Below are 16,491 nucleotides of genomic sequence, written 5' to 3'. Positions count from 1 at the left end.
GGTGCTCATGGGGTGACGGACCGCCTGATCTGCCGACTGCAAGGTTCCCCTCCAGGGTAGACCAGATCAGTCGAGCAGTTCGCCCGTCTCCGTGTCGACCGCGGGCCCGGACGACGCCGCCGCCTGCCCTCCCAGGGCCTGCGCCACCTTGACGGCCAGTGCCGGTCCCACGCCCTTGACCGCGAGCATGTCCTCCGGTGCGGCGGCCCGCAGCTTCTTGACGGAGCCGAAGTGCTTGAGCAGCGCCTTCTGCTTGGCGGGGCCCAGTCCGGGGATCTCGTCCAGCGCGGAGACGGTCATGGCCTTGGAGCGCTTCTGCCGGTGGAAGGTGATGGCGAAGCGGTGGGCCTCGTCCCGGATGCGCTGCATGAGGAACAGGCCCTCGGAGGCGCGGGGCAGGATCACGGGGAACTCGTCGTCCGGGATCCAGACCTCCTCGAGGCGCTTGGCCAGGCCCACCACGTGGACGTCCGTGACGCCGAGGTCGTCCAGTGCACGCTGCGCGGCGGCAACCTGGGGAGGGCCGCCGTCCACCACCACCAGGTTGGGCGGGTACGCGAACGCGCGGGACGTGGGCTCCTCCTCCTGGGCGTCCACCTCCCCCGTGCTCACGCCCTTCTCCGCCGCACGCTTCTGCTGCTCCACGTGGCGCGAGAAGCGCCGGTGGATCACGTCGTACATGGAGGCTGTGTCGTCCCGGGCGGCGTCCCCGGTGATCGAGAACTTGCGGTACTCGGACTTGCGCGGCAGCCCGTCCTCGAACACCACCATGGACGCCACCACGTTGGTGCCCTGCACGTGGGAGATGTCGTAGCACTCGATGCGCATGAGGGCGTCCGGGAGGTCCAGGGCCTCCTGCAGCTGCTGCAGGGACGCCGAGCGGGTGGTCAGGTCCCCGGCCCGGCGGGACTTGTGCAGGGTCAGCGCCTGCCGGGCGTTCTCCGCGACCGTCTCGAGCAGCTGCGCCTTGTCCCCGCGCTGCGGGCGCTGCACCGTGACCTGGGAGCCGCGCAGCTCGCTGAGCCACCCGGCGATCTCGTCCGCCTCGTCCGGCTCCACGCTCACGTGGACAGCGCGCGGGACGGTGTCCTGGCGGTACGCGAGCTCCGAGGTGCGCCGGTGCTGACCCACCACGTCCTCGCTGCCCTGCCGCGCGCCCCGTCTGCGGCCCGACGCCGCCGGGGCCAGTTCCGAGTGCACCTCGCCGTAGACCTGCCGCAGCAGGTGGGTCATCAGCTGGGGGGTGGTGACGTCCTCCACCTTCTCCGTGATCCAGCCGCGCTGGCCCCGGATGCGTCCCCCGCGGACGTGGAACACCTGCACGGCGGCCTCCAGCTCGTCCTCCGCGATCGCGAAGAAGTCCGCGTCCGTGGAGTCGGGCAGCACCACCGTGTTGCGCTCGAACACCCGCTCGAGCGCCCCGATGTCGTCGCGGCGCGCCGCGGCGGTCTCGAAGTCCATGGCCTCGGCGGCCTCGTTCATCTGACGGGTGAGCTCCCGGATGTACGGCTTGGCGTGCCCGGCCATGAAGCGGCAGAGGTCGTCCGCGAGGGCCCGGTGGTCCTCCTGGGAGATCTCGCCCACGCACGGCGCGGAGCACTTGTCGATGTAGCCCAGCAAGCACGGCCGGCCGCTGCGCTCGGCACGCTGGTACACGCCCTTGGTGCACGTGCGCACGGGGAACACCCGCAGCAGGGCGTCGAGGGAGTCCCGGATGGCCCACGCCTGGGAGTACGGGCCGAAGTAGCGGTTGCCGGGCTTCTTCTCACCGCGCGTCACCATGGCGCGCGGCACGTCCTCGGACATGGTGACCGCAAGGTACGGATAGGACTTGTCGTCCCGGTAGGCGATGTTGAACCGCGGGGCGAACTCCTTGATCCACGTGTACTCGAGCTGCAGGGACTCGAACTCGGAGCCCACCACGGTCCACTGCACCGCGGCGGCCGTGGTGACCATGGCACGGGTCTTGGGAGCGAGCTGGTGCAGCGGCGCGAAGTACGAGGACAGCCTGTTGCGGAGGTTCTTGGCCTTGCCCACGTAGATCACGCGGCCGTGCTCGTCGCGGAAGCGGTACACCCCCGGGTTGGTGGGGATGTCCTGGCGCGCCGGCCGGTAGCTGGCCGGGTCAGCCACGCCCCAGATCCCTCCCCGCGGACGGCGAGACGTTGTACACGTCCTTGCGGGGCTGGCCGGAGAGCTCCGCGATCGTGTCCATGACCTGCGCCACGAGCTCCTTGCGCATCCTGCCCGTCTGCTGCTCCCCCGCGTGGGCCACCGTGATGGGTTCGCCCACGTGCATCTCGAACTTGGCGGGGCGGATCATCGTGGCGCCCGGCGGCTGCAGCCGCTGGGTCCCGATCATCCCCACGGGGACCACGGGGGCGCCCGTGAGGTAGGCCAGGTACGCCACCCCGGAGTGGCCGCGGTACAGGTAGCCGTCCCGCGAGCGGGTGCCCTCGGGGTAGATCCCGAAGACCTTGCCCTCCCGCAGGTGCTCCACGGCGGGCTGCAGGGCCGCCACGGACTCGCTCTGCTGGCCGCGGGCCACGGGGATGATGTCGATGAACTCGAAGGCCTCGCGCATCAGCCTCCCCTTGATCCCGGGGCTGTTGACGTACTCCGCCTTGGCGATGAACTTCACGCGCCGCGGCATGAACGCCGAGATGATGACCGAGTCCAGAAAGGTGAGGTGGTTGGACGCGATGATCACGGGGCCGGTCTCGGGCAGCCGGTCCAGGCCGGTGACCACGGGGCGGCACAGGACACGCAGGGCCCGCGCCACCGTGGCCTTGGTCAGGTCGTACTTGGTGATCATTGCCCGTGCTCCCTAGAGGTCCGTGTACCGACTGAGCAAGTGTGCCAAATCACCAGGCTCACGGGCGAGCGCGGCACACCCCGTGTCCAGCTCGCCGGGCTGTGCGAAACCCCACCCCGCGCCCAGGCAGTCGATGCCGTGGCTGCGCGCGCCGTCGGCGTCGTAGCTGCGGTCGCCGACCATGACCGTGCGCGCCGGATCCGGCGGCAGGGCACCCAGCCGGCGCAGGGCCTCACCCACGATGGCGGGCTTGTCGTGCATCTGCCCGGCACCGCTCGTGGGCGGGGCGAGGTCGTCCGAGGCGCCGCTCACGGTCTCGAAGTACTCCCCCAACCCGAACCTGGACACGGCCTCCGCCGCGATGTGCTCCGGCTTCTGGGTCGCCACGGCCTGGCGCACCCCGCTCGCGTGCAGCGACTCCAGGATCTCCCCGATCCCCGGATAGATGCGTGTCCGTTCGAGCCCCTCCGTGAGGTAGCCGGAACGGTAGACGGAGACCACCTGGGGGATCTGCTCCTCGGGGACGTCCGTGAAGCGCCGCAGCGACTCTCCGATGGGCGGGCCCACGAACCGCTCCAGGTTCTCGGGCGCCTCGAAGCCGCACGCCCACAGCGCCTCGGCGATGCCCTCCGTGATGGCGCCGGCCGGGTCCAGGACCGTTCCGTCCAGGTCCCACAGCACCACGGGACGCTGACCGCTCACGACGACGCCCCGTGGGCCCCGCCCTGCCCCGTGGCGGCCGCCGCGGGTTCCGGGGAGCCGGCCCGGTGGGCGCTCTCGCGGGCCGCCGAGTTCTCCAGCACCTCGCGCAGGAACTGCCCGGTGAAGCTGTCCTCGTTCTCGGCCACCTCCTCCGGGGTGCCCTGCGCCACCACGGTGCCGCCCCCGGAACCGCCGTTCGGTCCGAGGTCCACGATCCAGTCCGCAGACTTCACCACGTCCAGGTTGTGCTCGATGGTCATCACGCTGTTGCCCTTGTCCACGAGACTCTGCAGCACCTTCAGCAGCTTGCGGATGTCCTCGAAGTGCAGCCCCGTGGTGGGCTCGTCCAGCACGTAGATGGTGCGGCCGTTGGAGCGCTTCTGCAGCTCGGCGGCGAGCTTCACGCGCTGCGCCTCACCGCCGGAGAGCGTGGTGGCGGGCTGGCCGAGGCGCACGTAGCCCAGACCTACCTCCACGAGGGTGTTGAGGTAGCGCGCGATGGCGGTGAAGGGCGCGAAGAACTCCGCGGCCTCCTCGATGGGCATGTCGAGCACCTCGGCGATGTTCTTGCCCTTGTAGTGCACCTCCAGGGTCTCCCGGTTGTACCGCGCGCCCTTGCACACCTCGCAGGGCACGTAGACGTCCGGGAGGAAGTTCATCTCGATCTTCAGTGTGCCGTCCCCGGAGCACGCCTCGCAGCGCCCGCCCTTGACGTTGAAGGAGAAGCGGCCCTGCTGGTAGCCGCGCACCTTGGCCTCCTGGGTCTCCGCGAACAGCTTGCGGATCCGGTCGAACACCCCGGTGTAGGTGGCGGGGTTGGAACGCGGGGTGCGTCCGATCGGGCTCTGGTCCACGTGCACCACCTTGTCCAGGTGCTCCAGGCCGTCGATGCGCCGGTGCCGCCCGGGCACCTGCTTGGCGCCGTTGAGCTGGTTGGCCAGGCTGGTGTAGAGGATGTCGTTGACCAGCGTGGACTTGCCGGACCCCGAGACTCCGGTGACCGCCACGAAGACGCCCAGGGGGAAGTCCACCGTGAGGTTCTGGAGGTTGTTCTCCCTGGCCCCCACCACGGTGAGCTGCCGCTTGCGGTCCACCGGACGACGCCGTGCGGGCACCTCGATCAGCGACCGGCCGGTGAGGTAGTCCGCAGTGATCGACTTCCGGTTCTCGAGCAGCTGCTCGTAGGTCCCGGAGTGCACCACGTCACCGCCGTGGATGCCCGCACCCGGGCCCACGTCCACGATCCAGTCGGCCTCGCGCATGGTGTCCTCGTCGTGCTCGACCACGATGAGCGTGTTCCCCATGTCCCGCAGCCGCAGCAGGGTGTCGATGAGGCGGCGGTTGTCACGCTGGTGCAGACCGATCGAGGGCTCGTCCAGGACGTAGAGCACGCCCACGAGTCCCGCACCGATCTGCGTGGCCAGGCGGATGCGCTGCGCCTCGCCGCCGGACAGCGTGGCCGCCGCGCGCTCGAGGTTGAGGTAGTCGAGCCCCACGTCGATCAGGAACGTGAGGCGCGCGACGATCTCCTTGAGCACCTGGTCGCCGATCTGCGCGTCACGGTCGCTGAGCTCGAGCTCCTCGAAGAACGTGAGCGACTCCCGCATGGGCAGCCGGGTGGCCTCCGCGATGTTCTTCCCGCCCACGGTCACGCCCAGAATGGTGGGATTCAGCCGGGCACCGCCGCACGCCGGGCACGCCACCTGGCGCATGTACTGCTCGTAGCGGTCCTTGGCGTGGTCGGACTCGGTCTCCTCGTGCTTGCGCTTGATGTAGCCGTACACGCCCTCGAAGCCCTGCGAGTACTTGCGCTCGCGGCCCCACCGGTTGCGGTAGGCCACGGTGACCTTGTGGTCCTTGCCCTCGAGCACGGCCTTGCGGGCCTTGGCGGGGAGGTCCTTCCACGGTGTGACCATGTCGAAGCCCACCTCCTTGCCGAGGCCGGCGAGCAGCCGGTTCCAGTACTCGCTCGTGGCCTTGCCGAGGGACCACGGGGCAATGGCGCCCTCCACGAGGGAGAGATCCGGGTTGGGCACCACGAGGTCCTCGTCCACCTCGAGCCGCGAGCCGATGCCGTCACACTCGGGGCACGCACCGAAGGGCGCGTTGAAGGAGAACGAGCGGGGCTCGATCTCGTCCGTCTGCAGCTCGTGCTCGTTGGGGCACGCGAGGTTCTCGGAAAACGTGCGCCGCACGTCCTGCCACGGGGACTCCTCCCCCTCGCGGGTCACGAGCTCCACGACCACGCGGCCGTCCGCGAGGTTGAGCGCGGTCTCCACGGAGTCCGTGAGCCGCTGGCGGACATCCGGCTTGGCGGTGAGGCGGTCCACCACCACGTCGATGGTGTGCTTGTACTGCTTCTTGAGCTTGGGGGCGTCCTCGAGCTGCACGGTCTCGCCGTCCACGACGGCGCGCGCGTAGCCCTGCTGGCTCAGCTGCTGGAAGAGGTCCTGGAACTCGCCCTTGCGGCCCTTGACCACGGGCGCCAGCACCATGAAGCGGGTGCGCTCCGGCAGCTCAAGCAGCTGGTCCACGATCTGCTGGGGGGTCTGCCGGGTGATGGGCTCGCCGCACACCGGGCAGTGGGCCCGGCCGATGCGGGCCCAGAGCAGGCGCATGTAGTCGTAGATCTCGGTGATGGTGCCCACCGTGGAGCGCGGGTTGCGGGACGTGGACTTCTGGTCGATCGACACCGCCGGGGACAGCCCCTCGATGAAGTCGACGTCCGGCTTGTCCACCCGGCCCAGGAACATGCGGGCGTAGGAGGACAGGGACTCCACGTAGCGCCGCTGACCCTCCGCGAAGATGGTGTCGAACGCGAGGGAGGACTTCCCGGATCCGGACAGACCCGTGAACACCACCATGGAGTCACGCGGAATGGTGAGGTCCACGTTCTTGAGGTTGTGCTCGCGGGCACCCTGGACCACGATCTCCGTGAGGTCGGAGACCCCTGAGGCGCGGGTGGCGGGGGCGTGCTCGTGCGCGGTCCGTTCCGCGAGAACGGACGTGGAGGGGCGTTCGCTGGACGTTTCGTGGGTTCGCTCTGACACGGCTGCAACTCTAGTACCCGGCCCCGACACGGCAGCAGCCGCCCGGCCCCGGGTGCGGGTTCACGCGCGGTGGCGAGCTCGGCCCGAAGGCCGGCCGGCGGCGTCGTCGGCCACCCCGCCCTGCGCGTGACGCCCGGGGCCCGAGCGCTCCGGCGCCGAGTTCTCCACGGCCGCGGCCTCCGCGGTCGACGCCGCCCGGGCCGCCTGCGCGGGGTCCGTGCCCTGCTCGCCGCGGCCGCGGCGCAGACCCGTGGCGTCCGGGTCGATCACGGGGATCTGCCCCGTCTCCGCACGCTGCATGCGCAGCCCGGCGGCCTCCACCGGGTCCACCTGCCGGGTCACCACGGTGATCTCGCCCGTGTCCGGGTCCACCTCGGCCACGTCCACGGTGGTGCGCAGCGGAACCTCCTTCATGAGGAGCACGCACAGCAGGGTCACGAGCGAGGCGACGCCCGCCACCAGGAACAGCAGCCCGGTGCCTGTGCCGTACGCCTCGCGCACGGCCTCGAGGGCGGCCGGGGGCAGACCCGCGAAGTCGATCGACGCGGCGTCGGGCGCGGCCGAGGCGTCCATGCCGTGCTCGGCGGCGAAGCTGGCCATCTCCGTGGTGAGGTGGCGCGTGAGCAGCGCACCGAACAGCGAGACGGCCACGGCACCGCCCACGGTGCGGAAGAACGCCACCGCGGAGGATGCGGAGCCCATGTCCTTGAGACCCACGGTGTTCTGCACGGCGAGCACGAGGTTCTGGTTGAGCGTGCCCACACCCAGGCCCACCAGGCAGATGTAGACGCCCACGAGCCACGCGGGGGTGGTGTGGGTCAGCTGCGAGCCGAGGAACAGACCCACGGCCAGGACCACGGCGCCGATCACCAGGATCCGCTTCCACCGTCCGAAGCGGGAGATCAGCTGCCCGGCGACCATCGAGCCCAGGAAGGACCCCACGACCTGCGGGAGCATGAGCAGACCCGACTCGGTGGGGCTGTACCCCTGGCCGAGCTGGAAGTACTGGCCCAGGTACGTGGTGGAGGCGAACATCGCGGCACCCGTGGCGATCGCCGCGATGATCGCGAGCACCGTGGTGCGCTCCGTGACCACGTGCAGCGGCATGGTGGGTTCGCTCGCGCGGCGCTCGACCGCCACGAAAGCGACAGCGCCCAGCACCGCCACGACAGCCAGGAGGATGGACTCCCACGAGCCCCAGTCGAAGAGCTTCCCGGCGAACGAGACCCACAGCAGCAGCGCGGACGTGGCCACGGCGAGCAGCCCCATGCCCAGGAAGTCCACCTGGGGCGTGCGGTCCCGGGTGACCTCGGGCAGGTGCAGGGTCTTCACAATCAGGATGGCCGCGAGGATGGAGAGGGGAACCGGGATGAGGAAGCACCACCGCCACCCGAAGGCGTCCACGATGAGCCCGCCCAGCAGCGGACCCACGGACGTGGCCACGGCCATGACGGCGCCCATGTACCCGGCGTAGCGACCGCGCTCACGGGGCGGGATGATGGTGCCCAGGATGGTCTGGGCCAGAGCCATCAGCCCACCCATCCCCACACCCTGGATCACGCGGGCCACCACGAGCATGCCGATGCTCGGTGCCAGACCCGCCGCGCCGGAGCCGATCACGAAGATCACGATGGCCATCAGCAGGAGCTTCTTCTTGTCGAAGAGATCCGCGAGCTTGCCCCACATGGGTGTGGTGACCGCGTTGGCCAGCAGGGTTCCGGTCACCGTCCAGGACAGCGCCGTCTGGTCCCCGCCCAGGTCCGCCATGATCACGGGCAGGGCGGTGCCGATGATCGTCAGTGTGACCATGGCCATGAAGAAGGCGGACAGGATGCCGGTCAGCGCCCGCAGGACGTCTCGGTGCTCCTGCTGGCTCGTGCGTGCCGGGCGCGTGCTGCGCGCGGTGTCGTGGGGTGGCGTCACGGGGTGGGCTCCTCTCCGCGCCCGGTGCCGCGGGGCGCGCTGGTCTGTGGGGTTCGGGGGCGGTCGGACCACGGCGGCGAGGTCATCCGGGACATCCCGAGCGAGTCGAGGAACAGCTCGGTGATCCGGTTCAGGGACGCGCTCGCGCGCGCCGCCTCCTGCTCGCTGAGGTCCCCGAGGCGCGACACGAGGTTCTCCGCGTCCGCCCGCAGGTTGGTGTCCAGCGCGTGCCGGCCCGCCTCCGTGATGGACACGATCTGCGCGCGTCCGTCCTCGGGGTCCGGAGCGCGGGTCACGAGGCCGAGCTGCTCGAGGGTGGCGAGGTGTCGGCTCAGCCCCGAGGCGCCGAGCGTTGACTCCGCCACGATGTCCTTGGCGCGCCGTCCGGGCACGCAGCTGAGCAGCGTGAGGATGTTGGTCTGCACCACGCTCAGCCCCCGGTGGGCCTCGGTGGCCTTGACCACCCTTCGGGTGGCCCGCTGCAGCTCCAGCAGGTCGCGGACCAGGTCCTCGGCGGTTTTGTGCGAGACGCCCATGCCTGTCCCCTCCGGGAGTTAGCCGGTGGGCGCACCACTCCCCGTCAATTATTTGCTTCACTCAACTATATATATTCCGCCGCATGCTGTCCACCGCGTTCCCCGTCTCCCCCGGGCGGCCTCCCAGGCCCCCGTGGTATTCGCCCACACCGCTCCCGGCGCCTACACTCGTGGGCATGATCGCCACGCAGACCGAGGTCACCGAACTCGCCCGGATCACCATCCGCCGCATCTCGGTGAGCGAGATGGACAACAACGTCTACCTGCTCACCTCCAAGTCCGAGGGCACCCAGGTGCTCATCGACGCCGCCGACGACGCCCGTGCGATCGCGGGCATGGTCGCCGCCGGCTCCGGGGACTGCTCGGACTGGGGCAACCTGCAGCTGATCGTCACCACGCACTCGCACTGGGACCACGTGCGCGCGCTGGAGGCCGTGGCCACCCACGCCGAGGCCATGACCGCGTGCGGCGCCGCGGACGAGGCCGACATCGCCGTGCCCATGGACCTCACCTTCGAGAACGGTGACACTGCCGAGCTGGACGGCATCGAGCTGGAGGTTCTCGAGCTGCGCGGGCACACCCCCGGCTCGATCGCCCTGGTCTACCGGGATCCCGAGGGCCCCGCCCACATCTTCACCGGGGACTCCCTGTTCCCCGGCGGGCTGGGGAAGACGAACTCCCCCGAGGACTTCCGTCAGCTCTTCCGGGACGTCACCGAGCGCATCTTCGACCGGTTCGACGACGACACCGTGATCCACCCGGGCCACGGCGAGCCCACCACCCTGGGCGCCGAGCGGCCGCACCTGCGGGAGTGGGAAGAGCGCGGCTGGTGAGCTCACCCGCCTCGCCCGCGGATGCCACCGGGCACGACGCCGCCGCGCAGTCCTCCGCGGACCGCGCCGCCTACGTGGCGGTCCTCGTGTTCCCCCTGCTCGTGCTCGCGGGCGGACTCGCGGGGTACCTGTTCGCACCGACCGTGCACCAGGCCGCGAGCTGGACCAACCCCCTGCTCGGACTCGTGATGTTCGGGATGGGACTCACCCTGCGCCCCGCGGACTTCGCGCTGGTGGCCAGGCGGCCGGTGCCGGTCGTGCTGGGGGTCCTGGCGCAGTACGTGCTCATGCCCGGGATCGCCGTGCTCGTCACGTGGGCCCTGCAGCTGCCGCCCGAGATCGCGGCCGGGGTCATCCTGGTGGGATGCGCGCCCGGGGGCACCGCCTCGAACGTGGTGTCCTACCTGGCCCGCGGGGACGTGGCGGTGTCCGTGACCATGACGTCGATCTCCACCCTGCTGGCGCCCCTGCTCACTCCCCTGCTGACACTGTGGCTCGCCGGCGCGTACATGCCGCTGAACGGGGCCGCCATGGCCCGCTCCATCGCCGTGGTGGTGCTGCTGCCCGTGCTCGCCGGCCTAGTGGTGCGTCTCCTGCTGCCCCGGGTGATCACCCGGCTGCTGCCCGTGCTGCCGTGGCTCTCGGTGCTCGCGATCTCGGTGATCGTGGCCATCGTGGTCTCCGGGTCTGCGGAGAAGATTCTGCAGGCGGGACTGTTCGTCCTGGTGGCCGTGGCGGTGCACAACGCGCTGGGCATGGCCCTCGGCTGGCTCGTGGGGCGTCTGACCGGACAGCCCGCGGCCGTCCGACGCACCACCGCGATCGAGGTGGGCATGCAGAACTCGGGGCTCGCCGCCGGGCTGGCCGCCCAGTACATGTCCCCGCTCGCCGCTCTGCCCGGTGCGGTGTTCTCGGTCTGGCACAACCTTTCCGGGGCCGTGTTCGCGCTGCTGTGCCGCCGCGCGGACGCGAAGGCCGCGCGCGGCGTCGTCGTGGACTGACGCGTCCCGTGTGGGTGTCCCCGGCGGCGGATAGGCTGGCGGGGATGAAACTCCTCGACTCCCTGGCCCCAGACCTCTCCGTCCCCGGTCAGCAGTACCTGCGCGGCGACTTCGCGTCCAACCCGCTGAGCGAGGACGAGATCTACGAGGGGTTCCTCGGCTGGATCGCCTCCCGGGACATGGAGCTGTACCCCGCGCAGGACGAGGCCGTGCTGGAGGTGGCCAACGGGTCCAACGTGATCCTCGCAACGCCCACCGGCTCCGGGAAGTCCACCGTGGCCGTGGCCGCGCACTTCGCTGGGCTTGCCCGGGGGCAGCGCTCCTACTACACCGCCCCCATCAAGGCGCTCGTGTCCGAGAAGTTCTTCGACCTCTGCGAGATCTTCGGGGCGGAGAACGTGGGCATGGTCACCGGGGACTCCGCCGTGAACGCGGACGCGCCCATCGTGTGCTGCACCGCGGAGATCCTCGCGAACGTGGCGCTGCGTGAAGGCCCGGACGCGGACCTCGGCCTGGTGGTCATGGACGAGTTCCACTTCTACTCCGACCCCCAGCGCGGCTGGGCGTGGCAGGCGCCGCTCATCGAGCTGCCGCAGGCACAGTTCCTCCTCATGAGCGCCACCCTGGGGGACGTCACCCGCATCGAGCATCGGCTCACCGAGACCACGGGTCGGGCCGCGTCCCTGGTCTCCTCCGGGGAGCGGCCCATCCCCCTGCACTTCTACTACTCCGAACGGCCCATCCACGAGGAGCTGGAGGAGCTGCTCACCACACACCAGGCTCCCGTGTACGTGGTGCACTTCTCCCAGCTGGCGGCCGCAGAGCAGGCGCAGAGCCTCATGTCCGTGGACGTCCTCAGCAAGGAGGAGAAGCAACGGGTCGCGGAGCTGATCCAGGACTTCCGGTTCTCGGCGGGATTCGGCAAGACCCTCAACCGGCTCGTGCGCCATGGGATCGGCGTGCACCACGCCGGCATGCTGCCCAAGTACCGCAGGCTCGTGGAGCAGCTGGCCCAGACCGGGTTGCTCAAGGTCATCTGCGGCACGGACACCCTGGGCGTGGGCATCAATGTGCCCATCCGCACGGTGCTGATCACCGCGCTGTCCAAGTACGACGGCCGCCGCACCCGCCGGCTCAGCGCGCGCGAGTTCCACCAGATCGCCGGCCGCGCCGGACGGGCCGGCTACGACACCGCCGGGACCGTGGTGGTCCAGGCCCCCGAGCACGTGATCGAGAACGAACGCGCCATGGCCAAGGCGCGTGCCAAGCACGGCGACGACCAGAAGAAGCTGCGCCAAGTGCCCAAGAAGAAGGCGCCCGAGGGCTTCGTGTCGTGGAGCCGCAAGACCTTCGACCACCTCGTGGAGGCCACCCCCGAGCAGCTGAGCTCGTCCTTCGCCATCACGCACTCCATGGTGCTCAACATGCTGCAGCGCCCCGGGGACAACATCGCCGCGGGCTACCGGCTTCTCACCTCGGTGGACGAGCCCCGCGCCCGGCAGCGCGCCCTGCTGCGCCACTCCCTGTCCATCCTCAAGGAGCTGCTGCGCGCCGGGGTGGTCGTACGCCTGCCCGAACCGGACGAGACCGGGCGCCGCTACCGCCTCACCGTGGAGCTGCAGGAGAACTTCGCGCTCAACCAGCCCCTCTCCCCCTTTGCACTCGCGGCCCTGGGCCTGCTGGACCCCGAGTCCGAGACCTACGCGCTGGACGTGGTCTCGGTCATCGAGGCCACCCTGGAGAAGCCCCGCCAGGTGCTGAACATGCAGGAGAAGAAGGTCAAGGGCGAGGCGCTGGCCACCATGAAGGCCGAGGGTCTCGAGTACATGGAGCGCATGCGCGAACTGGACGAGATCACCTACCCGCAGCCGCTGAAGGAGCTGCTGGACCAGGCCTTCGAGACCTACCGGGGTTCCGCCCCGTGGGTGTCCCAGTTCGAGCTGTCCCCCAAGTCGATCGTGCGGGACATGTACGAGCGCGCCATGACCTTCGGGGACTACGTGCAGTACTACGGGCTGGCGCGCTCCGAGGGCATCCTGCTGCGCTACCTCTCGGACGCCTACAAGGCCCTGCGCCAGACGGTGCCCGTGGACGCCACCACCGAGACCCTCACGGACCTCGTGGAGTGGCTCGGCGAGAGCATCCGCCAGACCGACAACTCCCTGCTGGACGAGTGGGAGAAGCTGGCCTCCGGCGAGGAGTCCCCGTCCGGCACGAGCGCCGACTCCCTGGAGGAGCTCGTCGCGGAGCAGCCCGAGGGGGTCACCTCCAACCCGCGGGCGTTCCGCGTGATGGTGCGTAACGCGCTCTTCCAGCGCGTGGAGCTCTTCGCGCAGGAGAAGGACAAGGTGCTGGGTGCCCTGGACGAGAAGTCCGGCTGGGACCGCGACCGCTGGGCGGACGCCATGGACGCGTACTTCGACGAGTACGAGGACATCTACACCGACGCCCAGTCCCGCGGCCCCTCCCTGATCCGCATCACCGAGCACCCCGAGGGTCTGCCGGGCTTCTGGACCGTGGTGCAGGTCTTCGACGACCCCGACGGCCACCACGACTGGGGCATCAACGCGCGCATCGACCTGACCGCCTCCGACGAGGACGGCTTCCCCGCCGTGCTCGTGGACAACGTGGGTCCGGTGACGGACACGGGCCGCTGACGCCCCCACTATGCAAGCAGAGATGCATCATCGCCTACTATGCATGTGGGACCGCATGATCGGGAGGAGCGGCTCGTGTTTGCACTGACCGTGGACCGTCGCGACTCCCGCGCGGACGCCGAGCGGCTAGACATGCGTGAGCACCTCGACGCGTGCCGCCGGGACCTGCCCCGCCCGCTGGTGGCGTGGGACATCACCGCCGGGGACGAGCTCCAGGCCCTCTACGACGACGCCGCGGCCGCCCTGCAGGCTGCCGTCACCCTTGCCGACGACGGCTCGTGGCACGTGGGACTCGGCGTCGGAGAAGTGGACCGTCCGCTCGCCGACGCGGCGCGGGAGAACACCGGGGCGGCCTTCGTGGCGGCCCGCGAGGCGGTCCAGGCTGCGAAGGACGCCGGTGGCCCCGCCGTGCGCGGCGGCGAGTGGGCCGAACGCGCGGGCGCCCTGCTGGGTCTGCTGTGTGCCGTGCGTGAGCGCCGCACGGACTCCGGTGCCGCGGCCGTGGCCCTGGCCGAGACCGGGATGACCCAGCAGCAGATGGCCGAGCACCTGGGCATCACGCAGTCCTCCGTGTCCCGGCGCCTGGACGCCGCCCTGTGGCACCAGGAGCACGCGGCCCGTGAAGCCCTCACCGCCGTGCTGGAACTCGCGGACGGCACCGCGGCACCGCTCCGACGCTCCCCCACCCGGACCGCCACCCCGCGTGCCACCGCCGCCTCCGGCGGGCACGGGCGGTCCGCGCGACAGGACGCCCCCGAAGAGGGCACCAACGCACCGTCCGCCCGGGGAGGCACGCGCCCATGACCCACATCCGCCCGCTCACCACCGTGGTGCTGCCCCTCGCACTGGTGCTCGTCACCGCCGCGTGGACGCTCGCGGCCGGAACCGTGCCGAGTGCCTGGGCCTTCCCCGCCCTGCTCGTGGCGGGGACCCTGTCCGGGGATCCCGTGGTCCGCGCCGTCTTCCGCTTCGCGGACCTCTCCGCCGTGCGAGCCCAGCCCTCCGAGAGTCCCTGGGCGGATTCCGAGGCCGCCGCGGAACCCGTGGATCCGCCCCTGCGCGGTGGCCTCGTGATCGGTGCGCTGGAGCGCGCCGCCGCCATCGTCTCGCTGCTCACCGGGATGGTCGCGGGCATCGGGGTGGTCGTGGCCGTGAAGGGCCTCGCCCGCTACGGCGAGTTCACCAACGCGCAGCAGCGGGAGCAGTTCATCATCGGCACGCTCGTGTCGCTCCTGTGGGCCGCGCTGTTCGCCGGTGCCGCCCTCTGGTGCACCACGCCGCCGGGCCCGTTCCCCGGGTAGGGAACGGGCCCGGTCAGGTCTCCGTGCGGCGTCGGGTCCGGCGGCTCGGGCCGGACCCCACGAACTAGGCGGATGAGGAACCGGCCCCGTGCCCGCGATCAGCAGGTGATGCCTCGTGGCCCCGGTCCCGCCGCTCGCCGTCCGGAGTGAAGTCCGGGGAAGGCGTCTGCACCGCCCCGGTCTCCGCGAACTCCCGGTGCTGGCCGCGGGCGGTCTCGAGCATGGTGCGGAACCGGGCCCGGTGCTCGATGAGCTCGTTCTTGTGCTTCTCGGACATCTTGGGGAAGTGGGCCTGCAGCTCGGCGAGCTCGGCGTCGATCCGGTTGCGCTGCTCCGCGGGGGCGTCCGCCGGAAGGGCCAGGTACTGCTCCGTGAGGTCCTGGGTCTTCTGGATGGTGCGCAGCGCGCGACCCTTGGGGCTGTAGAGCGACACGAGCACGGTGACCACGAGGACCGTGATGATCACGGCGAGGGACAGGCCGATGCCGATCTCCACCACGGCCACGTGCTCACCGTTGTTGATGAACGGCAGCGTGTTCTCGTGCAGCGCGTGCAGGATGAGCTTCACGCCGATGAACGCGAGGATGATCGACAGGCCCCACGACAGGTAGATCAGGCGGTCCAGCAGACCGTCGATCAGGAAGTACAGCTGGCGCAGACCCATGAGGGAGAACGCGGTTGCCGTGAACACGATGTACGGCTCCTGCGTGAGCCCGAAGATCGCGGGGATCGAGTCCAGGGCGAAGAGGATGTCCGTCCCGCCGATCGCCACCATGACCAGGAGCATGGGGGTCAGGGCGCGCTTGCCGTTGTGCACGGTGAAGAGCTTGTCGCCGTCGTAGTAGTCCGTGGTGTGGAACATCTTCCGCGCCAGTCGTACCACGATGTTGTCCGCCTCGTTGGAGGCGTTCTCCGACATCTCCCCCTTGATGAGGTTGCCCGCGGTGAAGACCAGGATGAAGCCGAAGATGTAGAACACCCATGAGAACGCATTGATGGCCGCGGCGCCCGCGAAGATGAACACGGTGCGGGCCACGAGCGCGAAGATGATGCCGAACAGCAGCACTTTCTGCTGGTCCGCCCGGGGCACCGCGAACGAGCCCATGATGATCAGGAACACGAAGAGGTTGTCCACGGACAGCGCCTTCTCCGTGACGTAGCCCCCGTAGTACTCGGCCATCATGGTGGGGCCGTCCAGCCACAGGATCACGAGGCCGAACAGCAGGGCGATGCCCACGTACACGGCGGACCAGACGGCCGCTTCCTTGATGGTGGGCTCGTGCGCCTTGCGCACGTGGAAGATGAAGTCGTAGGCCAGCAGGCCCAGGATGAATGCAATGGTGATGACCCATTGCGCAGTGGTGATCTCCACGAGAGGAACTCCTTGTGGGTGTCGTGAACCGCACAAGTCTCTCCCCCACGCTCTGAAGACCCTGGGGTCTGCAAGAACGTGGTCCGTGCCCGGCCCAGCGGCGGCGCTCGACGTATTGACGTTCACGGAGGTGAGGGATACTCCCTTGATTGTGCTCCATCATACCGGTGCCGGGGCTGCTGGCCCAGGGGAAGACGGAAAACGACGGCGCCCCTCCTGCACGGGGTGGGTTCTAGCGATCCCCGCAACACCCTGAATTTCAGGGAGTTGCGGGGATCGTGTTGTCAGATGAGTTGAAGGT

General features: G+C 70.0%; 12 protein-coding genes. 5 read left to right on the top strand and 7 right to left on the bottom strand.

The features are described from left to right. Positions 1–66: 66 nt before the first annotated feature. From uvrC to QL985_RS10135, 6 genes are all read right to left on the bottom strand, one after another. Positions 67–2,133, bottom strand: coding sequence for an excinuclease ABC subunit UvrC (uvrC, locus tag QL985_RS10160; RefSeq protein WP_144801660.1), 2,067 nt, complete (start codon positions 2,131–2,133; stop codon positions 67–69). Continuing rightward, complete coding sequence (locus QL985_RS10155; RefSeq protein ID WP_144801663.1) at positions 2,126–2,815, bottom strand: lysophospholipid acyltransferase family protein; 690 nt, start codon at positions 2,813–2,815, stop codon at positions 2,126–2,128. Before QL985_RS10155 ends, uvrC begins: the two co-directional genes overlap by 8 nt. 12 nt (positions 2,816–2,827) lie before the next feature. Further along, complete coding sequence (locus QL985_RS10150) at positions 2,828–3,517, bottom strand: HAD hydrolase-like protein (protein ID WP_249493889.1); 690 nt, start codon at positions 3,515–3,517, stop codon at positions 2,828–2,830. Next, positions 3,514–6,447 (bottom strand): excinuclease ABC subunit UvrA, encoded by a 2,934-nt coding sequence (uvrA, locus tag QL985_RS10145; protein WP_259905882.1) that lies wholly within the window; start codon positions 6,445–6,447, stop codon positions 3,514–3,516. The genes QL985_RS10150 and uvrA overlap by 4 nt, the downstream gene beginning before the upstream one ends. A gap of 180 nt (positions 6,448–6,627) precedes the next feature. Beyond that, positions 6,628–8,490, bottom strand: coding sequence for an MDR family MFS transporter (locus QL985_RS10140; RefSeq protein ID WP_259905874.1), 1,863 nt, complete (start codon positions 8,488–8,490; stop codon positions 6,628–6,630). Further along, positions 8,487–9,026, bottom strand: coding sequence for a MarR family winged helix-turn-helix transcriptional regulator (locus QL985_RS10135; RefSeq protein ID WP_259905875.1), 540 nt, complete (start codon positions 9,024–9,026; stop codon positions 8,487–8,489). Before QL985_RS10135 ends, QL985_RS10140 begins: the two co-directional genes overlap by 4 nt. A 176-nt stretch (positions 9,027–9,202) precedes the next feature. Between QL985_RS10135 and QL985_RS10130 the strand changes: the two genes are divergently transcribed. The 5 genes from QL985_RS10130 (at position 9,203) to QL985_RS10110 (ending at position 14,818) form a co-directional block, all read left to right on the top strand. After that, the gene (locus QL985_RS10130) at positions 9,203–9,859 is read left to right on the top strand and encodes an MBL fold metallo-hydrolase (protein WP_259905878.1); all 657 of its coding nucleotides are present in this window, start codon (positions 9,203–9,205) and stop codon (positions 9,857–9,859) included. Next, a complete protein-coding gene (locus tag QL985_RS10125) occupies positions 9,856–10,860 on the top strand; it encodes a bile acid:sodium symporter family protein (RefSeq protein WP_208546909.1) in 1,005 nt (334 codons plus the stop codon). The genes QL985_RS10130 and QL985_RS10125 overlap by 4 nt, the downstream gene beginning before the upstream one ends. Before the next feature lie 44 nt (positions 10,861–10,904). Then, positions 10,905–13,517 (top strand): DEAD/DEAH box helicase, encoded by a 2,613-nt coding sequence (locus QL985_RS10120; RefSeq protein ID WP_257744152.1) that lies wholly within the window; start codon positions 10,905–10,907, stop codon positions 13,515–13,517. Positions 13,518–13,592: 75 nt separating this feature from the next. Beyond that, entirely contained in the window at positions 13,593–14,321 is a 729-nt protein-coding gene (locus tag QL985_RS10115) for a transcriptional regulator (protein WP_019309149.1), read from the top strand. Beyond that, complete coding sequence (locus tag QL985_RS10110; RefSeq protein ID WP_059281201.1) at positions 14,318–14,818, top strand: hypothetical protein; 501 nt, start codon at positions 14,318–14,320, stop codon at positions 14,816–14,818. The genes QL985_RS10115 and QL985_RS10110 overlap by 4 nt, the downstream gene beginning before the upstream one ends. Before the next feature lie 64 nt (positions 14,819–14,882). Here QL985_RS10110 and QL985_RS10105 read toward each other — a convergent pair whose 3' ends face one another. Then, positions 14,883–16,190: a TerC family protein gene (locus QL985_RS10105; protein WP_059281200.1), complete on the bottom strand. Its 1,308-nt coding sequence runs from the start codon at positions 16,188–16,190 to the stop codon at positions 14,883–14,885. Positions 16,191–16,491 lie beyond the last annotated feature (301 nt).

This window comes from Kocuria sp. APC 4018, assembly GCF_030407675.1.
GTDB lineage: Bacteria > Actinomycetota > Actinomycetes > Actinomycetales > Micrococcaceae > Kocuria > Kocuria rhizophila.
Note: the sequence above shows the minus strand (reverse complement) of the source record. Positions and strands in the feature narration are given on the sequence as shown.